This window comes from Myroides guanonis, from assembly GCF_900114085.1.
In the GTDB taxonomy this organism is placed as follows: domain Bacteria; phylum Bacteroidota; class Bacteroidia; order Flavobacteriales; family Flavobacteriaceae; genus Flavobacterium; species Flavobacterium guanonis.
In genome coordinates this window covers 33,542-58,990 of sequence record NZ_FORU01000011.1, presented here as the reverse complement: position 1 = coordinate 58,990, position 25,449 = coordinate 33,542, and the positions used below count along the sequence as shown (strand labels likewise).

The window sequence follows — 25,449 nt, the reverse complement described above, 5'->3', positions numbered from 1 at the left end:
TAACCAAAAAAACAAAGCAAACCCACTCAAAAATAAAAGAAATTATTGTAAGTGAGATAAATACAAGTTATACTTTTTCAATAGAGAAGTTATGAGAAAGTTAAGATTTGTAAAGTTGTGATTTAATAATTAAAAAATGATAAACATATAGTAAAACTTAGAAGATGTTGAGGTAACCTATAAAACCGAAGTTTGTGCCAACAATCAGAAACACTATTATGAAACAAAACTTACTATTAATACTGTTGTCGTTGGTTCTTTCCACCAATGCATTAGCACAAAAACACAATACTAAAACCGGAGTCATATCAGGAAAAATCATTGATAAAGAAGAAAACACCTCTTTGCCAGGAGCAGCAGTTCTATTGGATGGAGGAAGCAAATACACAATAAGTGGACAAAATGGAGATTATGAATTTCTAAATGTTCCCGAAGGTACCTACAAAATAAGTGTAAGTTATATGGGATATGCTACTCAAGAGAAAGAGATAACATTAGCCTCGGGAGCATTTTTAGAAATTCCTTTCCATTTGTCGAGTGATTCAGAAGACTTAGAAGCAATACTCATAGTAGGAGAGCGACTAAAAGGGCAAGCAAAAGCACTGAATCAACAAAAAAACAAAACCAACATCTCTAATATCATTTCTTCCGACCAAGTAGGGCGTTTCCCAGATGCTAATGTAGGAGATGCTTTAAAACGAGTACCGGGAATAACAATGCAAAATGACCAAGGAGAAGCGAGAAATATCATCATTCGAGGCCTAGCACCAAATTTAAACTCTGTAACCTTAAATGGCGATAGAATTCCTTCAGCAGAAGGGGATAATAGAAATGTGCAGATGGATTTAATTCCGTCAGATATGATTTCAACAATAGAAGTCAATAAAACTCTAACACCAGATATGGATGCAGATGCAATTGGAGGATCTGTAAACCTTATAACAAGAGCCTCTCCAAACGGAGAACGTATCTCGGCTACCGTTGCAGGTGGTTACAATCCAATAAGAGAAAAAGGAAATTACACAGGAGGTTTTGTTTACGGAAACCGTTTTGCCGAATCAAAATTGGGAATGGTATTGAGCGCTTCTTACAACAATAATAACCTTGGATCAGATAATGTAGAAGCAGTATGGGATAAAGACGATGCAGGAAATGCTTATATGAGTCAGTATCAAGTTAGAAAATATGATGTGCAACGAGTACGCAGAAGCTTTGCAGCAGCATTTGATTATAAGTTCAATCAAAATCACAGTATTTATGCCAATGCGATTTACAATTGGAGAGACGATAGAGAAAATCGTTATAGAGTTACCTATAGAGGATTAGAACCTATTTTGGATGGAGACAATAATATCTCTGGTTATACCGGAGAAATACGTAGAGAAACAAAAGGAGGAATCAATAACAGCAGAAATAAAAATGCACGATTAGAAGATCAACGCATTCAAAATTATGCGATTGGAGGGGAACACCTATTGGGAAGTTCATTAGATATGGATTGGTCATTTAATTATGCAACGGCATCAGAAGACAGACCAAATGAACGATATATAGATTACAATGCAAAGAAAGTCACTATGACTCAAAATATATCGGACAAAGAAAAACCATATATGACAGCACCGTTGGCGCAAGACTCTGATTTTTCATTGAGAAGCATTACTGAGAATCACAATTATACAGATGAATCAGAATACGGAGCGAAAATCAATTTTAGAACTCCATTCTCGGTGATAGAAGATGAAAAAGGACGTTTGCGTTTCGGATTGAGAATGCGTTTGAAAGATAAGCAACGCGACAATATTTTTTACAAATACAGCCCAATAGAAGACTTTGGAAAATTAAATGAAGTAAACCCAGTATATTTCGATGGAAAGAATTTCCAAGCAGGAAGTAACTACGTACCAGGAACCTTTGTGTCCAACGAGTTTTTAGGGAACTTAGACCTCAAGAATGGAGCATTGTTCGAAGAAGAATTAGACCCATCAGAATATTTAGCACAGAACTTTAAAGCAAAAGAACAAGTATATGCAGGTTATATTCGTTGGGACCAAGATTTCAATGAACGTTTGTCAATGATTGTAGGAGCACGTGTAGAGCACACTAAAATTGATTACAAAGGAAATTATGTAATGGATGAAGAAGACTTAATCGGAGAGGTAAACAATAAAAATGATTACACGAATGTATTGCCAAGTCTTTCATTTCGATATGCAAATGATTCCAATTTAGTAGTGAGAACGGCATTCAGTACAGCTTTAGCAAGACCTGATTATTATGCATTAGCACCTTATGTAAGTGTTCTTTCAGAAGACACACATATAGCAGTTGGTAATCCAAACCTAAAAGCCACCTATGCCTATAACTTCGATTTAATGGCAGAACAATACTTTAAATCAGTAGGTATTTTGTCAGGAGGATTTTTCTACAAAAACTTAAAGGATTTCATTTATACGTATAGCAATAAGAAGTATAGCCAAGACATGTTTGCAACCGATTTCCCAGACCAAGTAAACCCAATTCCTGCTGGAGAAGAATGGAGTTTTGTACAACAAAGAAATGGAGATAATGTGAATCTTTATGGATTTGAAGTAGCATTGCAAAGACAATTAGATTTCATACCTGGAGCTTTTTGGAAAGGATTGGGAGTTTATGTGAACTATACATATACCCATTCAAAAGCTAAGGGAATTGCCAATGAAGATGGAGACATGAGAAATAATGTAAAATTACCCGGAACAGCTCCGCATATGTTTAATAGCTCATTATCTTGGGAAAATAGCCGCTTTTCAGCGAGAATATCTCTGAACTATACATCGGATTATGTAGATGTATTAGGAGGAAATGAATTTGAAGACAGCTATTACGACAAACAGTTATTCTTAGACGCAAACGCATCCTATAAAATAACACCACAATGGCGCATTTTTGCAGAAGCAAATAATCTAACCAATCAAGCATTGCGTTATTATCAAGGAGTCAAGCAACAAACAATGCAAATGGAATATTACCAACCTCGTTTTAATTTAGGAGTGAAGTTCGATTTTTAAGGATGAATAAGACAATAAGAATAAAAATGAGAAAACTGTTATATACGTTGGGAATGGCATTGTGCTTTGCCTATTCTCCAGCTCAAGAAAATCTGTATAAAGCACCCAAAACCCCTACTATAGAAGTAGCTAACTTAAAAATTCCAAAAGACGCATTATCCTTTATAGCAATGGGAGATTTTGGAAGAGCAGGAGGTTATTTCCAAAAAGAAGTAGCCCATGCGATGGGAGAAGTAGGAGAATTATTTGGAGTAGATTTCATTGTTTCAGTAGGAGATAACTTCTATCCAAACGGAGTTCAAAGCACAGAAGATTATCACTGGCAAGCCTCTTATGAATCAATCTATACCCATCCTACACTATTTGAAGATTGGTATGTGATATTGGGAAATCACGACTACAGAGGAAGTGTGCAAGCGCAATTAGATTACAGTAAAAAGAGCAGACGTTGGCATATGCCAAGCCCATATTACAGCAAAGTGTGGGAGTTGGAAGAAGGAGGGAAAGCACAGTTTTTATTTATAGATACCAATGTCTTTATAGATGATTATGTAGCAGAACCAGAAAAATATCCAGAATTAGCCCAACAAGATAGAGACAAGCAATACCGTTGGATAGAAGAACAATTGGAGATAAAAGACCCAACAATAAAATGGAGAATAGTCGTAGGACATCATCCATTGTATAGCGGAGGGAAGAGAAAGAACGATCCAAATACCAAGTTGATAGAAGACAAATTCAGAGCGCTTTTCGATGCCAATGGAGTGGATGCATACATCTGCGGACACGAACACGACTTGCAAATCATTCAACCCAAAGGAGCAAAAACAACTCAATTTTTAACAGGAGCGGGGAGTGAGATTCGCAATTCAGGAAGCAGAGAAGGAACATTGTTTGCAGCAGCAGTACCCGGATTTATGGTTTTTTCAATAACCGATACAGAATTATTAGTACAAACATTGCAAGCAGATGGAAAAAATGTAAAACTGTTGAACACGCAGAAAATTAATAAGAGAAAGTAAAGATGAAACGAATTATAATTACCCTTACTGTTGCTTTAATGCTATTGTCTTGTAAAGACAGTTTAGCACCTGTTGCAGCAGACGCAATAAAAGCAACTGTAATAACAGAACCAACACCCAATGATACAGATGACCCAGCTATTTGGGTTCACCCAAGCAATCCATCTAAAAGTTTAATAGTTGGAACCGATAAAGAAGTAGGAGGAGGAGTGTATGTTTATGACTTAAACGGAAAAATCGTAAATAAATTCATAGGAATGCAACGACCAAATAATGTTGATATCGCATATGGATTAAAAGTAGGAGATGCTGTGATAGACGTAGCAGTAGTGACCGAGAGAAATTCCAACCAATTACGCGTTTTCAGTATGCCAGATTTAAAACCTATTGATGGCGGTGGATTGGCGATGTTTGAAGGAGAGACAGAAGAAGACTATAGAGATGTGATGGGAATTGCACTTTACACCCACCAACAAGGAACAGAAGAACAAAAAATCTATGCAGTAGTAGGACGAAAATCAGGACCCTCTTCAAACTATCTATGGCAATATGAAATAAAAGGAAAAGAAGACGGCACGGTAGAAGCAAAGAAAGTAAGAGCCTTTGGAACCTATAGCGGAAAAAAAGAAATAGAAGCCATAGCAGTGGATAACGAATTAGGATATATCTATTATTCAGATGAAATGGCAGGAGTTCGAAAATATTATGCAGACCCATTCAAAGGAAACGAGGAGCTTGCATTCTTTGCAACCACAGACGCCAAACGCGACCATGAAGGAATAGCTATTTATAAAACTGGAGCTCAAACGGGATATATCTTAGTATCAGACCAACAAGAGAACAACTTTTTGGTCTATGCACGAGAAGGAAACAATGGAAATCTCCACCAACACGAGTTGTTAGCTAAAATACCAGTATCAACGATTGAATGTGACGGAGCAGACGCGAGTAATGCGAATTTTGGACCTCCATTTGAAAAGGGAATGTTGGTAGCGATGAGCAATGGAAATGTCTTTCACTATTACAAATGGGAAGATATACAAGCGCGTATTGATGCAGCAATACAGCAGCCCAAGAATTAATTTTTTTTAATTTATTATAAATGGTTAGTAGTTAGAGGTTTTGATAAAATATTTTTATCAAGACCTCTTTTTTTATAGAATATTGTAGCATAAAAGACACCTTTTTAGATGTCATTTAGACCTTTTGATGATTAGAATGTCGTTTTTGCAAAAAATAAGCGTCCACTTTTCCAAAAAAGGGCTCCGCGCGCCGACACCATTTTGCCAAATGTTAAATTTTAACACACTTTCGGGGCTTCCCAGAGGGTCGACTACGTATTTATACGTATTTTTTTTTGTTTTTTAATGATTTAGCTTTGATAAAAGGGATTCGAAATAATTTCGAATTTCATATAAAAAGGCTGTAATTATGAAAAAAATCATCTCTCAAATTATCCAGTATCTCTTCGTTTTGTTGTTTGCATATGCAGCATTAAACAAGTGGCTAACTTTTAGTGAATTTCAAGTTCAATTAGGACAATCTACCTTATTGCATGGCTATGACGGTTTCTTGTCCTATGTCATTTTAATAGTGGAGCTTTTAGTGGCAGTTGCCTTGTGTATTCCCAAAACGAGATTGGTAGCACTTTACCTCAGCGTTTTCATCATGACAGCCTTTACGATTTATATATACGTGGTGTTGCATCACACTTCTATGAGCACATGTGCCTGTACGGGTATTTTTGAAAAGATGAGTTTTGAAACTCACCTCTGGTTTAACTTAGGATTTGTAATCTTAGGAATTTATGGAATTTATTTAGAAACAACCAACAAAAAAGCAACTCTAAAATGGGTGATAGGAACTGTTTTAGCAGGAATTGCTTTAGTGGCACTATTGTTCTTTACCTCTAAACACGAAAGTGCCCAACAACAAGACTTTACAAGAACCTTTTTATCAGATCCATTAGAAATAGATTCAGAAATGGTTTTTCAAAAAAATTCCTTCTATATAGCAGGAGTAGATGGAGATAAAATTTATTTAGGTGATTACGACTCTCCGTTTGTAATAATAGAAGTCGATATGAATACCAAAAAGGAAACCACCCATATAGTCGATATCGACGATAAGGATTTGCAATTCTATTCTTTAAAAACTAAAGTTTTACCACCTTATTTTTATCTAGCAGATGGTGTCTCTGCAGTAGTTTTAAGAGGGAAATTAGGTGAATGGTATGCAAAAACCATCAGTTTAAATCAATCGTATTTCACCGCTTTTATGCCTATGGATAGTAGTCGTTTTGCCTTGCGAGGTGTAAATGGTCTAACCGAGCAAAGCGAGTTGGGAATTTTAGATATAAACGCAGAACAACCATTAACCCCATTTCCAGAATTATTAAAAAAACAAGTCGATGGACTTTTTGATGTCGATGGGATGTTTAGTTTTTCTCCAAAAAGTAAAAAGTTAGTGTATTCCTACGTTTATCGCAACCAATATTTAGTAATGGACACCAATATGAAACTCATGCGCACGGGTACAACTATAGACACCACCAGCGTAGCCAAAATAAACAGTCAACGAACTGAAAAGGGTGAAATTAAAATGACCAACCCAGATGTATCGGTGAATAGCCGATCCGTAGTACACCGCGACCTCTTGTTTAATATCTCAAATGTGATGGGGAAAAAAGAATCCCACAAAGAATGGAGACAAGTAACAGTCGTAGATGTTTACGAAATAGACAACAATCGCTATATCGGAAGTTTTTATGTTAACAATCAATCCGGTATAAAACTATTCGATATGGCGGTCACAGACACCCACCTATATGGGTTGTTTGCTCAAAAAATGATTCGGTTTGCATTGCCAAACTGGCTAGAAGCTAATTAGATGAACTATTAAAATGCAATTTTCGATCTTTTTCGTAAAAGCTCAAAAAAAAGGAGCGTTGAGAACGAGTCTCAGCACTCCAAGTAAATTTAATAATTTTTATCATGAAACAATTTGTAAAAAAAGCCCTACTACCTCTAGCGGTATTCGTAGTGGCAGTCGTAAGTGCCTTTGCAATGAACACTCCATCAACATCGGCAGCTCCTGAACAATTCCAACCTTTATATACGGGAGCGTTTTGTTATATACATCCTAGTACGGGGGCTTGTACCAATCTACCTGGTATAATGCCAGTTGCTATGAATTGTACTTTAGTTGAAACCCCAACTACCTGTACTATTAATATAGATGGTGTTGGAAATAATATTCTTTTAAGGACATGTACTCCAGATTTAGCGCATCCAGGTCAATGGATATGTGTTGCGCCTTTGTATAAGCGCACGGTGTTGAGAGCTTCTTAGTTTAATTTTTTAATGGACGCCTGAAAGGGCGTCTTTTTTTAAGTGTTATGAATAATGTTTTTTAGTTGTTTTTTGAAACAATGATGATTATAAATTCTAACTAAAACTTAATACTTTTTATCATGAAACAATTTGTAAAAAAAGCCCTACTACCTTTAGCGGTATTTGTAGTGGCAGTCGTTAGTGCCTTTGCAATGAACACTCCTTCAACATCGGCAGCACCAGAATTAACACAACCTTTGTATACGGGTGCTTTTTGTTATATCCATCCAACCACAGGTGCATGTACCAATGTACCAGGTCTAAATCCAGTAACTGTGAATTGTACTTTGGTTGTAACATCAATTACATGTATTATTAATATACAAGGTGTTGGAAATGTGCTTTTAAGAGCTTGTACTCCAGATTTGGCACATCCCGGTCAATGGATATGTGTTGCTCCTTTATATAAGAGAACAAAATTATTGACTATTAGTTAACTTTCTAAATTGAGGCTATCTTTTTCGGATAGCCTCTTTAATAAGAATAAGTACTATAATCCACTCCTTTCGTAATCCACGGAATGTTTTTGTTGTCTTTAAGGTAATAATCAAACCAATCCATGGTTTTATACGTAAAATGTTCCTGAGCGTCCATTCCATCTAAAGAATGAATTTCATTTTTATAGAAGAACGCAATGGTTGGGATCTGATAGCGTTTGAGTGCGATATATAAATGACGGGTGTGTTCCCAGGGAACATTTTTGTCATCTAAACATGCGGAAAGCAATAAAGGTGTTTTTATCTGATGGGCGTAATTGATAGTGGAATTACTCAAATATTTTTCTGGATTTTCTCCAAAAGAAGTTTTCATACCGTATTGCGATTTCTCAAACATATACCAACCTGGGGAATTACGGGAATAACTATATTCATAATAAAAATTGACTAAATCTTGTGGGCCTGAACAGCTAATAGCTGCAGCAAAAAAGTTGGTTTGACTGACGATAAAGGCGGTTTTATAACCCGCAAAGGATTGCCCTATAATTCCTGTTTTTTTAGAATTGATGGCGGGCTCTTCTGTGGTAATAGCTTCAATTCCCTTAGTAACGCATTCTACAGCTGAAAGCCCAGGTCCTTCATCCGATACATAAGTGTCGGGTAAAAAGACAAAATAGCCTTGATCGTTTAATAATGAAATATTAAAACCAAACGGATTATACAAACTCATCACGTCAAAGTTATTTCTCATAAAACCTAAAGACTCATAAATATTGACAACCATGGGATATTTTTTACTCGAATCAAAATCTTTGGGATAGTATAGTATTCCATTTAGTTTTTTGCCATATTTATCGGTAAAGGTTATGAGTTTTTGTTTTTCCCATGAATAGAGCTCTTTTGGAATGTCAGATGCTAAAATTGTTTTTGTCTTTCCATTGAGTCTCGCCATAATTGTGTGCGGTAGATTGAAATTTTGCTCTGTCCATATCAAATGAGTAGCTTTAGTATAAAAATTGCTGTTCATTACCGTAATCTTATTCGGACTGTGATCTACAATTTTGGTCAGTTTGTTTTTGTAATAGCTGTAAAGGGAATAACCAAAATCTTGATGACGAATGCTTAATACAATGGGTTTTTGTATGTCTAAATAATATGACTGTCCTTTGTTAATATATCCGCTAAATCGAATTAAACCATCTTTAGATTCCTGAAGATCTGTCAAAGCTTTGGTTGTTTTTGAGGCTATATCGTATTGCACCGCATTTTGCCCATCGTTGAAAAATAAACTTTTAGAATCGGACGACCATAACACATGATCGTTAGAGAGTTTTTGAGGAATAGTTGTCTTTTGATGGGTTTCAAAGTCATAGAGCTCCCAAAAATCTCCTTTCGGATATACAATAGCCGTTCCTTTTGGAGATCGGTTTAAAAAGAAATCCATTTGGAAGGCGGTGGTGAGTTCTCCTAACACTTTATGGGGGTCAATTTGCTCTAAGGTATAACGAAGATTTAGTCCCATTCCTGGCACTTCCATATTGGGATCTTTTTCAAAGGGATCATAACTCAATATATAGTTGGAAACCCCTATTGGTAAATATTCTTTATTTCGGTTGCGTTCCAATTCCAAAAAACGATTGTTCTCCTGTGAATATACAAAAGCTTTTAGAATGTCACTTCGGGTAGCATCGTAATAAAGCCACCAAGAATTTTTTAAGTGTAAATCTCGTGCATTCCCGTTCCAAACATCCAACAATCCTTTGTCTTTATCAATGATGCCACTGCTAATTTGATATTGAATATAGAGGTCATTATTGTCAAAGAATTTAAAACTTGGATTCGTTCGTGCTTCTTCAGAAGGGGGAAGTTCTATCGCTTTGGTTTTGCTAGTCTTTAAATCCAAAAATAAGATGCGCTGATCTTTAAGGATTACAGCAAGGGCTGTTTCGTCTCTATTCCACGTCCATAGAAAGTTGGTCAATCCTTCGAATTCAGTGAGTAACTTTTTTTCTTTCAGGCTTTTTAAATCCAAAACATACAAGTCACTGGTTTTCTCTCCTTTTCTGTAAATTAGAGTGGTCTTGGAAGGGTTGAAGGTATATTCTTGAACAGTGGTTGTGTTCCAAATCAATTGAGGAACTTTTTTTGTGTAGTCATACAATTGCAATTCGGAATTGTTTGTAAAGCACAGATAGCGTTTTAAGGTTAAAATATTTTCAATGCTTTTCACCTCTTTCAAAACGGTCCTTTCTGTAGGGTTTAAGAGATTTACTAATTCCCATTCCCATTTAGGTGCTTTTTTTACTAAAACTCGATTTTGGTCGAGTAAAATCCGAGAAGCATTATTATCGAGCAACACGCGCTGTCCTGTTTGAGTGTTAACAGCATAAGACTCGTTAGGTTGTTTCCGGTTTCCAAATATTTTTTCTGTCAATAACCATTTACCATCACCTGAAATCTCACGTGGAGTCCAAGTGCTCCACCGTGGATCTATAGAAAGACTGTCTCGCTCTATAAAGGCATAGGAGGATAGACTTGGCAGTAAGCATAAAAGGATAATGAAAATTCTAAAATTCATTTTGTGGGTTTAAGTTTGGGTTTAACAATAACTGTTTATCTGGATAGGGCAAAAGGCGGTGTTGTGGTTTCCAGTTGGGTTTGCTATCTTCTAAAAGGTGAAGGCGGTTGTTGCGTTTTAAATCAAAAAAGCGATGTGCTCCCTCGGTGAAAAATTCTCGTTGGCTTTCTGCTACTAATACATCTATAAAAGCTTCCTTGCTTAAATTTCGTGCTATGATGGGCAGATTGGCGCGCAATCTAATACCGTCCAAAGTTTCTGCTGCTTCATCGGTTTTGTTTTGATAGGCTAAAGCTTCCGCTTTGATAAAAGCGGCTTCTTCTATTCTATATACAATAGTGCATTCATCAGAACCTATAAATTGGTTTTTGTATTTATAAGCATAATAATAAGTGTTGACTCCATCGCTCAAATGATTCGTCCAATGTTCCAATCGTGCATCTGTTGGAGCAAAGTTTTGAATGAGCGTTGCGCTTAAACTTGCGGTTATAGGAGGCACACTCGTTAGTATATGTGCAACTCCTTCGTCCGAACCGTCTGGGGGGAACTTATATAATTGCCAAAGGGTGCTCGTCGCTGTTTTCTTAAATACCAGGTCTAGGTCATTCATGGATTGGTATAAGGGATTGTCCAACACTTTTTGGGTATAGACTATTGCTTCGGTATAGTTTTTTTGAAGCAAGTAGTTTTTCGCCAATGCTAATTCTACTACCGCTTTATTGGGGTAAAATCGGGATAGATTTCGGTAATCGGGTGCGAGGCGTTCCAAAGCTGCTAATAGATCTGTTTCTACTTTATTTAAAACGGCTTCATAAGGAATTTTAGCTATACGACTGTTCACGCGATAATCCGTAGTTGTAACATAAGGAACAGCCCCGTATAACTGACATAAATGTTGATAATACATCGCTCTTAAGAAATAGGCTTCTCCCAAATAGGTGGTTTTAATAGCGTCGGTTAATTTAGTGGAACTACTAACGCCTTCTATAAGCGCATTGATTCTGTATATATATTGAAAACTAGTATTCCAAAAAGGATGTTGAGGTGAAGCATCATTTCCACTGAGTACATTGTTGTAGAAAGGAAATGTGAGGTTGTAATCCGAAGTGCCTGCTGTGAAATAAGAAGTCAACTCATCGGTATAAAGACTCATACTGTAAGTGAGAGAACCTATACCTCCATTAAATAAAGCGGATTCTCCAAAATCGTAATAGAGTTGAGCGAGTGCGGCTTGAGCGGTGGCGGGGTCTTCAAACACATCAGGTCTATTGACTTGGCTGTTGGGTAAGTCCACTTCTAGTATCTCTTCACAAGAACTGCAAAGGAAAAGACTCAGTAAGGCTATAAAGCTTGCTTTTAGTAGGCGGATATGGTTTTTCATGAGTATAATATTAAAAGTTGAGTTGCAAGCCTAAGGCATAGCTGCAAAGAGAGGGAAGTTGTTGTGAGTTATCAAAATTGAATTCCGGATCCATACCGAAGTAATCATTGGTCCAACTCCATAAGTTCTGTCCTTGTAGATAAACGCGAATATTGGTGTTCGGCATTTTTGGAATAACAAAATTATAAGAGATAGAAATGTTTTTCAAACGTATATAAGAAGCATCGCCAATAGCATGGTCGCTTTCTCGCATAGTTGCAACTTGCGTTGAATATTGGTTATATTGTGTGGTCGCTTTAGAAAAGAGAGCTTGTGTGTTTTCAGGGGTCCAACGATCGGTCATAATGGATGGAGTTCCATTTAAGAAACCTGGAGGATTGGATATTAATTGATAAAAATTGTAATTCGTTTGTTTTACAAATTGAAATAAAAAGTCTAATTGTAGATTTTTGTAGGATATCGTATTTTGAAAACCACCGTGGAAACTAGTTTCTATGCTTTTAAAGGCTTTTTTGTCAGCGGCATTGATGATGTTGTTGTTGTCATAGTCTTTAAATTTATAAAGCCCAGTGGTTGGGTCCATTCCTTCATAGTGATAGAGTTTAACGATATTCACACTTTCTCCAACTATCAAGCTATTTCTATAAGGAGAAGATTCTATATTGGGAAAGTCCAGAAGCTCGTTTTTAGGAAAAGAGATATTAAAGTTTGTACTCCAATTCCAATCTTTGGATTGGATGGGACTGACGTTGAAAGTGACCTCCCAACCGCTGTTTTGGATGGTAGCAGGAAAGTTACTGTTTATCCCTGAAAAACCTGTAGTGTTTGGCAGTGAATAGTCTAACAATTGGTTAGACGAACGGTTTTGATACCAAGAAACGCTGGTGTTGATGCGATTTTTCAAAAAACCCAATTCAACAGCAGCTTCCAGTTTGTCCGTTTTTTCCCAACCGTAATCTGGGTTAAACAATTTGGTTGGAGCAAGTCCGCTGATGCCGTCATAAATTTGTTGGTAACCAGAAGAATAGGTGTCTAAATAGGCATAGTCCCCTATATTGTCGCTACCCGTTGTTCCATAGCTTCCCCTTAATTTTCCAAAACTCAACCAGCGATGGTCTTTGAATAGAAGTTCTTCAGAGAAAAGCCATGCTGCTCCAACAGCTCCGAAATTTCCATATTTTTTATCAGGTCCAAAACGACTTGATCCATCCCGTCTTGCGGTAAGGTTTAAAAAGTAACGTTCCTTATAGCCATAATTCAAACGCGCAAATATAGAAGCGTATTTGTACTCACTATTTGTTCCGTTTAATATATATTGATATGTTGCTGCTGCTAAATTGGTAATGAAGGCGTTTGAACTAAAGCCAAATCCAAAGGCTCCGAAGTTATCAGTAGTGCTTGCTTGATAACTCGCTCCCACCAAAGCATTCACTTCATGAAGTCCCCAATCTTGATTCCAATGGAATTGGGGTTCTATTATATAGGAGTCAGAACTATAATCATTTAGGGTCGATTGAGAAGAAGCACTTGTGTAACCATAAGCAGGATTATAAATGGTATGTGGTGCTAATTGCATTTCCTTGATGGAATTGGTGGTTATACCTGCATTCACCTTTAAAAAGGTGTTTGGAAAAAAGCTATACGAAACCTGGGTGTTGAGTATAAGTGTGCGAGTATTACTATTATAAGTTTTGTTTAATTGAGATAAAGGATTGTTAAAGGTTCCATTTTGCCAATTCAAACTGCCATCTGGATTATGCAAGGCAGGTGCATTGGGTGCTAGGTTTAAAGCAGGGGTTGTAAAGTCTGCAGCAGGCAAATCATTACTTTGAGCTGAATAGGAGGTGGAGCTTTGTATTTTTAATTTAGCATCTTTGCTTTGATGATCTACACTAATTAAGGCGGAGTTTCTCGCATAACCTTTGCTAGACGGAAAAACAGTGCTGTTTTCGCCATGGGCTAGGTTGAAGTTAAAGCGTGTGTATTCATTCCCTCCTCGCATACCAAAGGAAATGTTTTTGTCTATAGCGGTTTTTCCTATCAACTCTTTTTGCCAGTCCGTATAGCGATTTCTGTCCCAAGCTCCATTCATATCATAAGCATTAGCAGGGAATGTGGTAATACCATCATTGGCGAAGGCTTCGTCTCGCAATTTGTTGAATTCTTGGGTGTTCATCATCTTCATAAACGATCCTACTTTAGAGAATCCTGTAGATGCATTTAAGCTAAATTGGGTTTTACCCTCTTTTCCTTTTTTAGTAGTGATCAATACTACTCCATTGGCTCCTCTAGAACCGTAAATAGCGGTGGCATCTGCATCTTTTAAAACCTCTATACTCTCAATATCATTGGGGTTAATGGCGCTCAGAGCACTAAAGGAATTCCTTAAAACCTCAAGGGATAGACCAGAAATCTTACCATTCGTTTGAAGGAGAGGAACTCCATCAATCACATATAAGGGTTCATTAGCAGAAGTTGTTGAAAGATTTTGTAAACTGTTTCTACCGCGTATCTTAACTCGAAATCCTCCACCTGCTAAACCGCTGTTTTGAGAGATATCTACTCCTGCCATACGTCCTTGAAGGGCTTGTAAGGGGTTGGTGATGGCTTGAAATTCGATGTCTTTAGCGGTTACTTTGGCGATGTTTCCCGTGCGTTCTCGGTCTTTAACGGTATAATACCCCGTGTTAACCGTAATTTGGTCTAATTGAGTAACATCTGTTTTTAATATGATATCTAAGATGGTTTGGTTTTTTATGAAGACTTGTTGGGTACTGTATCCAACAAAGGAAAAAAAGACCACATCTCCAATTTGAGTGTCGATGACATAGTTCCCGTTGGTGTCTGTTATTACAGCTCCAGCACTACAAGTGACAATTACGCCGGGCAAAGGACCGTCCACATCGCGGACTACTCCCCGCAATTTCCAAGTTTTTTGTATGGGGGTAAAGCTGTGCGTAGCTGCTAGGCTGGGCAGTGTTAAAAATAACCCCCATAATAAGAACAATAGGGATGGAGACACAACTTTTAGTAAAAGGTGTTTCATAGTATATAGTGTTTAAGATTGGAATAGGAATTTGAAAGAAGGGAAATAAAACCTTCCTCCAACTCGTAACAAGAAGGAGAAGGGGATGTAAAAAAAGTATTAAAATCAAGATTAGGCTATTCCTAAAATTATAAGGAATAGCCCTATGAGTATAATCAAAAAGGATTCTCCAATTTTAATTTAATGTTGACAATAGTATCTGATGAAATTTCATAGGATTGATATTGATAACCTGTCTTAAGAAATAAGATTCTAGATCCTTTTTGAACATTGAAGTTGAACTTTCCATCGTTGTTGGTTACAACAGAAGAAGTAGTCCATGGGTCTTCACAAGCAACCAGCGGTTGTTGTACAAAAGCATCTTTAAGGGGTCTATTGCTACTGTCGGTTATGGTTCCCGATAGTTTTACTTTTTTATGAATGTCGAATTTTTTTTCCTCGGCATTGGATTGGTCTAAGGGATTGTTTTTTCTCAGTACTTTATTGGCTAATACCACATCGGATATCTCTTTTAAAACAAAATCTTTGGTTTGGCTGGTTTTCAGGCTTTCTGTTTTTTTTATGGGATAATATCGTGCTCCACTTCCTTTAAGTGCAATACTGCTGCCTTTTTTTATGTTAAACTCATAGGAACCATCTTTTTCTACAAAGGTGTGGTGATTGGAAGTTATTATTTTTTCACCGTCTAATATGAAGTAATAATCAGCTTCGCCAACTTCATAGATAGTGATAACTCCAACGGGTGGTTTGTTTTTTCCTTCCACGCTTACTTTTCCTTTGATAGTAATTTCTTGTGCGTGAATTATGGGGCTTCCTGCCAGTAGAAGTATGTATAAACTAAGTGCGATTTTTAAAAACGCTTTAAACTGTTTCATGATTGTTGTTTTTAATAGGATAAATGTGTTTGTTGGGTATAGTTTAGAATAATACCCCATTCCCAACCTTGCTGTTAAAGAATGGGGAGCTCCTAACTGCAAACACCGAGTCCGACAGAGAATTTGCTTAGATTTAGTTTGTTGTCCAGGTCAGGGTCTACAGCTAAGTATTGAGATTATATTCTAGGATTTTATTTTTTAAAAGGATTCTCTTTCAGCAGTTTTACTTTTAGTATTGTATCGGAAAAAACAGTGTATTCTTTATTTTCTAACCCTGGAGAATTAATATATATAGTACTTCCTTTTTGAACTTTATATTCGAAATTTCCATTTTTGTCACTCAGGGTAAAAGAGGGGGTTCCATCTTGGTTGAAGAAAATAGATTGCATGATAGTGGCGTTGTCTATAATCTTATTATTGGCATCGACGATATTTCCAGATACTTTTACTTTTTTGTGGATATCAATTTTTTTCTCCTTAGCATTTAATTTGTCTAAAGGAGAATTTTTTCTATAAGTTTCAAACTCAGGGCCTTTTACTTCTTTGAGTTTGAAGTTTTTTTCTTGGCTAGCATTGATTTTCTCTAAGTTTACGGGAATATATCTATTGCCAAAATCTCGGAGATATACCGTAGCATTTTTTTGTACGGTGAACGAGTAACTGCCATCTTTTTCAACAAAGGTGTGGCGGTTAGTTCCTATAATATCTTTTTCTTGTCCCACTTGGGATCCTTTAATTAAATAATCGGCAGCGCCTACTTCAATGAGACTGATTATTCCTATGGGTGGTTTATTGGTTCCTTCAACGGTTATTTTCCCTTTGATAGTAACGGTTTCTTTTTTCTGTGCATAGCCTATTGCTAAAAGCAAGCATAATAGGGTAGTGCTAATGGTTTTTAAAAACGCTGTACGTGTTTTCATTCGCTATGATTTGTTTGAATTTCGGCTATTAGTGTTTTGAAATCTATTCTTCTCCTGATTAAACAAGAGAAGAATAAAAAAGCGGTACGCGTTTTCAGCTGTTGTGAAAGATCGCGATGAGGAGAGGAGTCTTGTTCTTATGTGAAAGGTCTAAAACTAGTAACTAACAAATGATTCACCTATACTATATTCACATAAGAGGAGGTTGTTTTACTTCTAAGAGATGTGTGATAAACTATTTAAAATTGATAAAACCTCGCAACAAGTTTGTTTCATAGGCGACAATTTAGAGTTAAAGAATTTTGTTCGTTTTAAGTTTCTTTTCCTCGGCGAAACCAAGTGTAAAAAGGGAATGGATGGATAGCAATAAATACTGCTTTCCATGCTGCGTTGAATCTTAGTTATAAGTCAATCTATTCGTGTTTCCTGCTTGATAAAAGACTTCATAAACAGTTGAACAGAATGGGAATAATAGCGAAGACTTGTGGATGTTTTAGTAAGAGAAAAAATGTGCTCTTTACTTTGAAAAGTTTAATAAGTAAAAAGAACTAGTTTCTAAATTAGAAAATGCTTTTTTATATATTCATTTGGATAATATTAAGAAAATAATTATTTTCACACTGAAACAATCATCGTATTTACTTCTTATACTCAGTTAATGACTTGGTAGCCTTGTTTTTAAGGTAATGTACTGTCGTAGAAATATTTATATATTTTCTATAAGAGTACTATTGTATGCCTTTTTTATAAGTACAACAGTCATTTGTTGGCGTAAGCTGTAAGCAGTTCGATGATTTAATTTAATCTGATATGGATACAGAGCAATCTAGAAAGCAGTTTGGTAAGCAAGTGCAACGTTATTTAGAGCACTACGAAATTGAAATCGTTGATGTGGTCGACAATTTAAAAACCAATAGCACCTATGTGCGCAAATTAATAAAAGGTGAAATCACGTTTTCTTTTGACAAAATGACTGCTATAGCATCAATTTTTGGATTGCCTTATTATAAGTTTGCAGACCCAGATTATCCACTTCCTAAATTGAAAGACTTACCTGAGGAGACACAAAAAATCATCAAAAACAGAGCTAATAAAGGTAAAATAACCAAGGATTTTACAAACAGCATGGCTTTAGCTCTTGAGGCTCTTATAGAAAAGGGAGCATTGTTGCGTCCAACTACCTCCAAAATTCTATTTGCTCAAATTGATCCTGCAATTACTAAAGGAAGAAAAAGTACTGAAATCACTAGTTTACTCGCCTATGAACAAAGGATGAATAATTTTTTGAAGATGCCGTTTAAAAGAGTTCGTGAAACCATTTACATAGATAAAAATGTAGCTTCAGAATATTTGAAAAAGGATGAATCTGAAATTCAAAAAATATTAAAAGAACAAGAAGACGAATACGACATCACTTAATTGTTTTCAGTCTCTATTACTTCAATACTATGAACTGTAATTTGTCAATTTGGATTAAAGAGATGTAAAACAATCCGCCCTTACATTGGATGTCTGTCAAACAAAACTCTAGCTATAAAGGGCCAATGTAAAAGAAATACTATCCATGAAAAAATACATAAAAGACTTGGGCTCGCATTTTGGCGGATTGTAAAAAGTTTGAATCTAAAGCAAGTGTGTTTACTTACTCCGTGTTGTGAAAGGATTTAGAGGTTAGCGGTTGTTTGCAAAAGCTATTCCACTCTAAAGAAGAAGGCGATGAAATCTCAATTGATTTCTTGTGAAAATAATAATATTCCTAATTTGCAAAAGTGTTTGCTTTCAGAATAATAGATAACTTGAAAAGCTCAAGTTGAAACTAAGAGCATTACTGTTTTAAAGTAATCCCTATCTTAAGTGTAAAACAAACGTTCTAAAGAAATAGAATACTTAGTAGTCTCTATTTCAATACGATTCAAATGTAGTGATATAATTTTACAAAACAATATTGTAGTGATATATTTTTTAAAATATTTTTTAATACTCTAGAAAATAGTATAAATGCTATGAATTCCCTCATTTCTCATCCACTCATCCACTCATCCTGTCATTGCTAGCTTGACCCACAATCTCTTTCTAATTTAAGTCCACCTTCACCTTTTAGCCCCTTTGCTTCTTCGCTTCTTTGAATATCTACGAATCAACAAATCCCCAATTAAAAAAGAAAACACGAATAGCCACTTATTGACAATTGTTTAGTAAATTTATAGGACTATTACATAGGTTTATTAGACTTATTGTACCACCAAAAAGCAACACTATGGAATTTACACCTAAAAGAGATATTGCGAAACAGTTTGTAAACTTGGTTTTTGAAGGCGCTATAGAAAAAGCCTTTGCTAATTATACAGCACCTGAGTTCATTCATCATACTGTTGAATGTAAAAAAGGAAAAACAGCTTTAATCGCTTACTTAAAGGAATGTAGTTTAGAAAAGGAAAAAATCAAGCATCAATTTTTAAGACTGATAGAACAGAATGATTTGGTTATGGCCCATATTCGAATCTGCAATACAGTATCAAAAGAAGAATATGTGGCAGTTTTTATTTTTCGCTTTAAAGAACATCTTATCAATGAATATTGGGAGGTTAAGCAAAACTTACCTAAAACACTCTTGAATGAAGATGGTGTTTTTTAATTAGCTTTTAACAAGGAGAGAGAATAGTAATTCTCACTCGAAATTTGATTTATCATTCATGCAAATTATACTAACTGATTGGCTGCTTTATGTAGAGTTAATCTATTTGCTTTTTCTCATTCTAGTAGCTCTGCGAATCATCTATGATTCACATTCTACTTCTAAAGCTCTAGCATATCTATTGCTCATTTTTTTTGTTCCTATTTTGGGAGTACTCTTTTATTTTTCTTTTGGTATAAACTATCGAAAGCGTAAGATGTATTCTAAAAAGCTAAAAGCAGATGATGTATATGGGAAAAATTTAAATAAGCGATTACAAGCAATTCATCAAGAATTTAAACAAGCTAGTAGTGATCTGATAGAAGAAAATAAAGATTTGATTCGCATGTTATCAAATGTGAATATGGGTGAAAGCCCCCTTTTAATTGAAAATGAAGTTGAGATACTCAAAAATGGAGAAGTGTTTTTTCCCCGTTTATTGGAAGACCTAAAAGCAGCTAAAAAACAAATACACATAGAATATTATATCTATGAAGATGATGAGATTGGAAACGAAGTAGCAGAAGTTTTAATACAGAAAGCCATTGAAGGAGTTGAGGTACGATTCATTTATGACGATTTTGGTAGCCGAACAATTAGAAAAACCCTTGTTAGAAAATTAAAAGCGGCGGGAGTAGAAATTTTCCCCTTCAACAGAATCATTTGGATAGCACTAGCCAATAGAATGAATTACAGAAATCACCGTAAAATAGTGGTAATAGATGGATGTATAGGTTATACCGGAGGAATCAACATATCGGATAAGTATGACAATAGGAAAAAGGAAAAAAACAATTTGTTTTGGAGAGATACACATATGAGAATCGATGGGAGTGGAGCTTATGGATTACAACATGCTTTTCTATGTGATTGGAACTTTTCCAGTAAACAGAATTTAGTGATATCTGAAAGGTTTTTTCCAATTATCCCCAATAGCCTAAATAAGAAAACACCAGTGCAAATTATATCATCAGGCCCAGATTCTGATTTACCAAGTATTTTGTACAGCGTATTACAAGCCATACATCATGCAAAAAGTGAAATACTAATTACAACCCCTTATTATATTCCCGATGAGTCTTTGCAACAAGCAATCATCATGGCTGCAATGAGTGGAAAAAAGGTAAAGATATTGGTCCCAGGTAAATCCGATTCTAGATTGGTGAAATTGGCTTCTGAATCTTATTTTGAAGAACTATTGAAAGTAGGAGTAGAGATATTTAGATACAACAAAGGATTTGTCCACGCAAAAACCTTGGTAACCGATTCAGATGTAACCTCTATAGGAACCTGTAATTTAGACCATCGAAGTTTTGATTTGAATTTTGAAGTAAATGCTGTAATATATGACAAGGAAGTTGCAAATGAAATGAGAGCAATGTTTCATGAAGACTGTAAACACGCAACTCGTTTTGATTACAATCGTTGGTATAAACGCTCTGTATGGCATCGTTTTAAAAATAGTTTTATTCGATTATTATCACCGTTATTATAACAAATATAGGACACCTCTAACAAAAAATATATGGCAATACACCTTGTTCACGATGAATATATCACTCATCAACATACATGTAAGAAAGACTATGAAGGTAAAGTGATTACAACACTAATAGAGTCTAAAGCAAATAAGAAATTTGCGAAACAAACCTTGTTATATGTACATGGATTTAACGATTATTTCTTTCAATTAGAGCTCCTGGATTTTTATGGATCTCATGGTATAAATTTTTATGCAATTGACCTGCGAAAATGTGGACGTTCTTACCTAAGTCATCAACACCCAAATTTTTGTAAGTCGATGACAGAGTATTTTGAAGATTTAGAATATGGAATCAATTTTATATTAAATAAAAATCCCAATACGCAATTGTACTTTTTAGGACATAGCACGGGTGGATTATTGGTGAGTTATTACACTTTAATAGGTGATAAGAAAGACAGTATACACGGTTTAATTTTGAACTCTCCTTTTTTGGAGTTTAACTTGCCTTATTTGTTGCGAAAGAATATCCCATGGTTAATGTGGTTTGGTTTAAAACTACACCCTTATCTGGCGTTTAGCGGTGGGGTTTCACCAGTTTATGGGAAAAGTTTATTAAAAACATATGGCGGTGAATGGGAATTTGATACAGTTAAGAAACCTATCGACTCTTTTCCGGCATATTTAGCTTGGATTCAAGCCGTTTATAAAGCACAAAGATTGGTTGCACATTCTAAGATTAATGTTCCCATCTTATTGATGCATTCAGATCATTCGTCTAAACCTAAAGAACTCACTGCAATAGCGAGACAAACAGATGTTGTTCTAAACGTAAAACATATTCATAGTATTGGTATGAAAATGGGCAATCAAGTAGAGCAATGTGTAGTAAAAGGAGGAATGCATGACTTATTTCTATCAGAGAAAAAGGCGAGAATGCAAGCATTAGAAGCTACAATAACGTTTTTGAAAAAACAAGATACAATGCAAAAAGCCACCTCTAATTAGAAGTGGCTTTTTTGAGTAAAATTGAAAAAAATAGTTGGAAGCTTAGAATAAACCTCCAGAACTGCTGTTTTGTTTGGTATTAGAATCCCTGTATTTACGTTGTAGGGATTTGTTCTTTCCAGAACCAAACATATAATTCACGCCAAAATAAACAGATCTACTTTCCCATGTGAATTCACCTGTTTGAGGGTAAGGTAGGTCGCTTTTAAAGGCAAACTTCATAGTGTCAAAAATATCGTTTACACGCAGACTGAATGTCAATTTATTGTTTAACATAGTGTAACGAGCACCTGCATCGATTTTATACATCTCCTCAGAGTTAAATTGTAGACCGTCCGTACTTCCTTTATAAAATCCGAATAGATTTAAACGAAGTTGATTCGTCACTTTAAAATTCGAATTTAAACGAGCATTAAAAGATTGGATATCTACATTGCGTTGGAATGGTTCTAATTGTTGCGTTTGTTCATTGACAATAAATAGAATTCCTTTTTGTTTTATACTTGAAAAGTCAATCGCTGGTTGAATATCCCACCATGAATTGATTTTATAATTTGCAGATAATTCAAAACCATATGATTCATTGGTGTCGAAATTACCATAGGTCATAATCATATCATTTGGATTCTCTGTATCTAAATCATCATAAATCAAATGATTTATTTCATTGTTTATCTTTCTGTAAAACACCCCTGCTGTAAAAGAACCTTTTGATAGCATACGTGTATAGTTTAATTCTACAGAGTTAGTGAATTGAGGCTCCAACTCAGGATTACCAATATTAGTGATAGTAGGAGTAGAATATTGACGGATAGGTTTAGTTTGCCATATACCAGGTCTGTCTACACGTCTACTATAACTCAATTGAAACATATCTTTAGCTGTTAAATCGTAAGTTATATAAGCAGAAGGGTATAAAGTAATATAATCATCCTTAAACCCTTTTTCTCCGTCAAACGTTGAATTTACTTTATAGCTTTCGAAACGACCTCCGATTTGATAACCGATTTTATTGAACTTTTGGCCAAAGGTTGCATAAGCAGAATAAATATCTGTATCATAAGTATAATTGGAAGTACTGTGGTCTGCTACTGCTGGGTTACTCGTAGAATAGTCATTGTCATTGCGAGACAATCTAGCTTCCATACCTAATTCTAATTTTCCGTTATCTACAATTGGATTTACATAATCTAAGTTGATAGTAACTAAATCATCTTTTCCATCTGTTGCATCTCCATATTTAAATGGAGCCTGGTTGCCTATAGTATTTAAATAAGAAACCTCTTGGTCATTAGTAGCAGTATTATAATTAGCCTCTAAATCTAAAGTGTGCCCCTCTTTTTCGAAAAGATGCTTAAACGCCAAGTTATAAGAACTATTTAAATTATCAGTATCGTATACAGAAGCTTGTTGGATACGGTCAAAACTACCTATAGGATAAGTAATATCCGTATCAGCATTCATCGTTCCTTTACTTTTGTTCTGATTTGTATAAACCGACAAAGTGTTTTTGTCGTTGATATAATAATCCATTCCTATTTTATAAAGATATGAATCGTTACCACTTAACATATCAATACGTTGTTTTGAGTTTTGATCTAAACGATTTACTTCTCCTCCGTTTACATAGTCTCCAAAATTACCCCCAACATTTCCAAAGAAGTTTACCTTCCCTTTGCGGTAATTCATATCCAATGTATTGTTGTTTTTTATTTTCTCAGCTAATGTGATTCCAGAACTGATAGAACCATTAAATCCGTCAGAAGTGTTTTTATGTAGCACTATATTTATAATACCTGACATACCTTCTGGATTGTATTTAGCACTAGGATTGGTAATTAATTCTATTTTCTTAATTGAAGTAGAAGGAATTTGTTTTAAAAGCTGTGAAGGTTCAATGTTAGTTGGTCTACCGTCAATCAAGACACGAACATTAGCATTACCCCTAAGCGATATTTTACCATCTTGGTCTACATTCACAGACGGTATGTTATTCATTATTTCAGATGCAGTAGCCCCTGCAGTCGTTAAATCTCGTCCAACATTAATAATACGCCTGTCTATTTTCTGTTCAACAGTCGAGTATTCAGCAACTACTGTTACTTCATCTAATTGAGTCGAGGCAGGAGTTAGGGTTACAGTTCCTAAGTTTAATTGGGACTGTTCTTCATTCAAAGTGATTTTAAATTCTTTAGTAGTATATCCTATAAACTGAACATCTACTATATAATCTTGTAAAGCCAACTTGTCAACGGAGAATTTTCCAGAATCATCTGAAAGGGCACCAGTAATAACAGTGTCACCAGATTTAAGGGTAATGGTTGCATAAGAAATAGGTTCATTAGATTGTGCATCTAATACAATTCCGTTTACTTTTCCGTTAGATTGCGCAAAGCTAAAACTGAAACAGCTAAGAGCGAAAAATAAAAGTAATTTTGATTTCATAAAATGGGAGATTTAAAATAATACTAATGTATTTATACAGTAAGTAGTACTTAATCGATTTTTGTTACAAATTAGAAGTAGAATATCCTTAGATTTCAAAGCTTTTACGAAGAATAAAGAATGTATAGCAAGTTAAAAACCAAAAAATAACAACAAGATTCTTGGAGAAACAATCACTCTTCTAAAAAAAGATAGGTGTTTTTTCGTATTTTGGATTAAAAATAATAAAAATGGAAAATAAGAATAATAATATAGCAATTCTAGTTGATGGTGATAATGCGCAAGCAAAACTCCTAGAACTAATTTTAGAAGAAGTGTCTAAATATGGCAAGGTGACTGTTCGTAGAATTTACGGAGATTGGACAGCTCCTCAAATGAATAGTTGGAAAGATTTATTAAATGATTTGTCTTTTTCACCAATACAAAAGTTTAATTATACTACTGGGAAAAACTCTACAGATAGCTCTTTGATTATAGATGCTATGGATATATTACACGATAAGATGGTAGATGGTTTTTGCATTGTTTCAAGTGATAGTGATTATACTGGACTAGCTAAGCGAATCCGTGAAGAAGGAATATTTGTGATGGGAGTTGGAGAAAGAAAAACACCAAATGCTTTCGTACAATCCTGTGAAATCTTCACCTATTGTGAGAACTTAATTTCAGTGAAGAATAGAGATGAAGCAGATAAAAGCTCAGGAAGTAATGCGAAAAAGGCTAGTGCACTTGATGAGGATGTTAAAAAACTAACCAAGAGTGAGTTGAAACTTATAGATAGAGCTTTCGATATGTCTGTGGATGAAGAAATTGAAGCATATATTTCAACAGTAGGAGGAAACCTTCGAAAGCTTAAACCTAGTTTTGACCCTCGTGCTTACGGATTTAAAAACCTAACTCAAATGTTTTCCAGTTTAAAAGGATATGAGATTGTCAATAATCAAGTAAAAGGATTGAATCATCCATTAGTTCGAAAAATCTAATGGTTGTATAGAGTTGTTCAATAGAAGGAGTGTTGTTTATTAGTTAGTTTATTTTGATATTATAGATGATTTGTCTTATTGATTGATGTTTTATCCTGAGGATTTATATTGAGTTGAATTATTTTTACGAAAAAATTATAATAAAACTTATATTA

The 25,449-nt window shown here is 35.2% G+C and carries 17 protein-coding genes; 11 read left to right on the top strand and 6 right to left on the bottom strand.

Annotation, left to right across the window (positions count from 1 at the left end; translation table 11 throughout):
* The first annotated feature begins 218 nt into the window (after positions 1–218).
* From BM024_RS09790 to BM024_RS09765, 6 genes are all read left to right on the top strand, one after another.
* Complete coding sequence (locus tag BM024_RS09790; RefSeq protein WP_090679717.1) at positions 219–3,050, top strand: TonB-dependent receptor; 2,832 nt, start codon at positions 219–221, stop codon at positions 3,048–3,050.
* 26 nt (positions 3,051–3,076) lie between these two features.
* Entirely contained in the window at positions 3,077–4,072 is a 996-nt protein-coding gene (locus BM024_RS09785; RefSeq protein WP_090679836.1) for a purple acid phosphatase family protein, read from the top strand.
* A gap of 2 nt (positions 4,073–4,074) precedes the next feature.
* The gene (locus tag BM024_RS09780; protein ID WP_090679716.1) at positions 4,075–5,154 is read left to right on the top strand and encodes a phytase; all 1,080 of its coding nucleotides are present in this window, start codon (positions 4,075–4,077) and stop codon (positions 5,152–5,154) included.
* A gap of 349 nt (positions 5,155–5,503) precedes the next feature.
* Positions 5,504–6,961, top strand: coding sequence for a DoxX family protein (locus BM024_RS09775; protein ID WP_090679714.1), 1,458 nt, complete (start codon positions 5,504–5,506; stop codon positions 6,959–6,961).
* Positions 6,962–7,065: 104 nt separating this feature from the next.
* A complete protein-coding gene (locus BM024_RS09770) occupies positions 7,066–7,422 on the top strand; it encodes a DUF6520 family protein (RefSeq protein WP_090679713.1) in 357 nt (118 codons plus the stop codon).
* A gap of 122 nt (positions 7,423–7,544) precedes the next feature.
* Entirely contained in the window at positions 7,545–7,901 is a 357-nt protein-coding gene (locus tag BM024_RS09765) for a DUF6520 family protein (protein ID WP_090679711.1), read from the top strand.
* A gap of 37 nt (positions 7,902–7,938) precedes the next feature.
* Here BM024_RS09765 and BM024_RS09760 read toward each other — a convergent pair whose 3' ends face one another.
* The 5 genes from BM024_RS09760 to BM024_RS09740 all read right to left on the bottom strand — a co-directional run bounded on the left by BM024_RS09760 (position 7,939) and on the right by BM024_RS09740 (position 16,701).
* Positions 7,939–10,479, bottom strand: a complete 2,541-nt coding sequence (locus tag BM024_RS09760) for an alpha/beta hydrolase family protein (RefSeq protein WP_090679709.1) — start codon at positions 10,477–10,479, stop codon at positions 7,939–7,941.
* Complete coding sequence (locus BM024_RS09755) at positions 10,469–11,860, bottom strand: RagB/SusD family nutrient uptake outer membrane protein (RefSeq protein ID WP_090679708.1); 1,392 nt, start codon at positions 11,858–11,860, stop codon at positions 10,469–10,471. Before BM024_RS09755 ends, BM024_RS09760 begins: the two co-directional genes overlap by 11 nt.
* A gap of 10 nt (positions 11,861–11,870) precedes the next feature.
* On the bottom strand, positions 11,871–14,906 hold the full coding sequence (locus tag BM024_RS09750) for a SusC/RagA family TonB-linked outer membrane protein (RefSeq protein WP_090679706.1): 3,036 nt from the start codon (positions 14,904–14,906) through the stop codon (positions 11,871–11,873).
* A gap of 155 nt (positions 14,907–15,061) precedes the next feature.
* Positions 15,062–15,781, bottom strand: coding sequence for a carboxypeptidase-like regulatory domain-containing protein (locus BM024_RS09745; protein WP_090679704.1), 720 nt, complete (start codon positions 15,779–15,781; stop codon positions 15,062–15,064).
* 191 nt (positions 15,782–15,972) lie between these two features.
* Entirely contained in the window at positions 15,973–16,701 is a 729-nt protein-coding gene (locus BM024_RS09740) for a carboxypeptidase-like regulatory domain-containing protein (protein ID WP_143077755.1), read from the bottom strand.
* Positions 16,702–17,511: 810 nt separating this feature from the next.
* Here BM024_RS09740 and BM024_RS09735 point away from each other — a divergent pair.
* The 4 genes from BM024_RS09735 to BM024_RS09720 all read left to right on the top strand — a co-directional run bounded on the left by BM024_RS09735 (position 17,512) and on the right by BM024_RS09720 (position 21,866).
* Positions 17,512–18,120: a hypothetical protein gene (locus BM024_RS09735; RefSeq protein WP_090679701.1), complete on the top strand. Its 609-nt coding sequence runs from the start codon at positions 17,512–17,514 to the stop codon at positions 18,118–18,120.
* Between the two features lie 838 nt (positions 18,121–18,958).
* Entirely contained in the window at positions 18,959–19,336 is a 378-nt protein-coding gene (locus BM024_RS09730; RefSeq protein WP_090679699.1) for a nuclear transport factor 2 family protein, read from the top strand.
* 58 nt (positions 19,337–19,394) lie between these two features.
* A complete protein-coding gene (cls, locus tag BM024_RS09725) occupies positions 19,395–20,870 on the top strand; it encodes a cardiolipin synthase (protein WP_090679697.1) in 1,476 nt (491 codons plus the stop codon).
* A 30-nt stretch (positions 20,871–20,900) separates the two neighbouring features.
* Positions 20,901–21,866: an alpha/beta hydrolase gene (locus tag BM024_RS09720; RefSeq protein WP_090679696.1), complete on the top strand. Its 966-nt coding sequence runs from the start codon at positions 20,901–20,903 to the stop codon at positions 21,864–21,866.
* A gap of 42 nt (positions 21,867–21,908) precedes the next feature.
* Here BM024_RS09720 and BM024_RS09715 read toward each other — a convergent pair whose 3' ends face one another.
* Complete coding sequence (locus BM024_RS09715) at positions 21,909–24,311, bottom strand: TonB-dependent receptor (RefSeq protein ID WP_090679695.1); 2,403 nt, start codon at positions 24,309–24,311, stop codon at positions 21,909–21,911.
* Positions 24,312–24,541: 230 nt separating this feature from the next.
* Here BM024_RS09715 and BM024_RS09710 point away from each other — a divergent pair, with 230 nt between their 5' ends.
* A complete protein-coding gene (locus BM024_RS09710; protein WP_090679693.1) occupies positions 24,542–25,294 on the top strand; it encodes an NYN domain-containing protein in 753 nt (250 codons plus the stop codon).
* The last annotated feature ends 155 nt before the right edge of the window (positions 25,295–25,449 follow it).

Coding starts and splice junctions, on each gene's coding strand:
- BM024_RS09790 (WP_090679717.1), top strand. CDS start 219: ATGAAACAAAACTTACTATTAATACTGTTGTCGTTGGTTCTTTCCACC.
- BM024_RS09785 (WP_090679836.1), top strand. CDS start 3,077: ATGAGAAAACTGTTATATACGTTGGGAATGGCATTGTGCTTTGCCTAT.
- BM024_RS09780 (WP_090679716.1), top strand. CDS start 4,075: ATGAAACGAATTATAATTACCCTTACTGTTGCTTTAATGCTATTGTCT.
- BM024_RS09775 (WP_090679714.1), top strand. CDS start 5,504: ATGAAAAAAATCATCTCTCAAATTATCCAGTATCTCTTCGTTTTGTTG.
- BM024_RS09770 (WP_090679713.1), top strand. CDS start 7,066: ATGAAACAATTTGTAAAAAAAGCCCTACTACCTCTAGCGGTATTCGTA.
- BM024_RS09765 (WP_090679711.1), top strand. CDS start 7,545: ATGAAACAATTTGTAAAAAAAGCCCTACTACCTTTAGCGGTATTTGTA.
- BM024_RS09760 (WP_090679709.1), bottom strand. CDS start 10,479: ATGAATTTTAGAATTTTCATTATCCTTTTATGCTTACTGCCAAGTCTA.
- BM024_RS09755 (WP_090679708.1), bottom strand. CDS start 11,860: ATGAAAAACCATATCCGCCTACTAAAAGCAAGCTTTATAGCCTTACTG.
- BM024_RS09750 (WP_090679706.1), bottom strand. CDS start 14,906: ATGAAACACCTTTTACTAAAAGTTGTGTCTCCATCCCTATTGTTCTTA.
- BM024_RS09745 (WP_090679704.1), bottom strand. CDS start 15,781: ATGAAACAGTTTAAAGCGTTTTTAAAAATCGCACTTAGTTTATACATA.
- BM024_RS09740 (WP_143077755.1), bottom strand. CDS start 16,701: ATGAAAACACGTACAGCGTTTTTAAAAACCATTAGCACTACCCTATTA.
- BM024_RS09735 (WP_090679701.1), top strand. CDS start 17,512: ATGGATACAGAGCAATCTAGAAAGCAGTTTGGTAAGCAAGTGCAACGT.
- BM024_RS09730 (WP_090679699.1), top strand. CDS start 18,959: ATGGAATTTACACCTAAAAGAGATATTGCGAAACAGTTTGTAAACTTG.
- cls (WP_090679697.1), top strand. CDS start 19,395: ATGCAAATTATACTAACTGATTGGCTGCTTTATGTAGAGTTAATCTAT.
- BM024_RS09720 (WP_090679696.1), top strand. CDS start 20,901: ATGGCAATACACCTTGTTCACGATGAATATATCACTCATCAACATACA.
- BM024_RS09715 (WP_090679695.1), bottom strand. CDS start 24,311: ATGAAATCAAAATTACTTTTATTTTTCGCTCTTAGCTGTTTCAGTTTT.
- BM024_RS09710 (WP_090679693.1), top strand. CDS start 24,542: ATGGAAAATAAGAATAATAATATAGCAATTCTAGTTGATGGTGATAAT.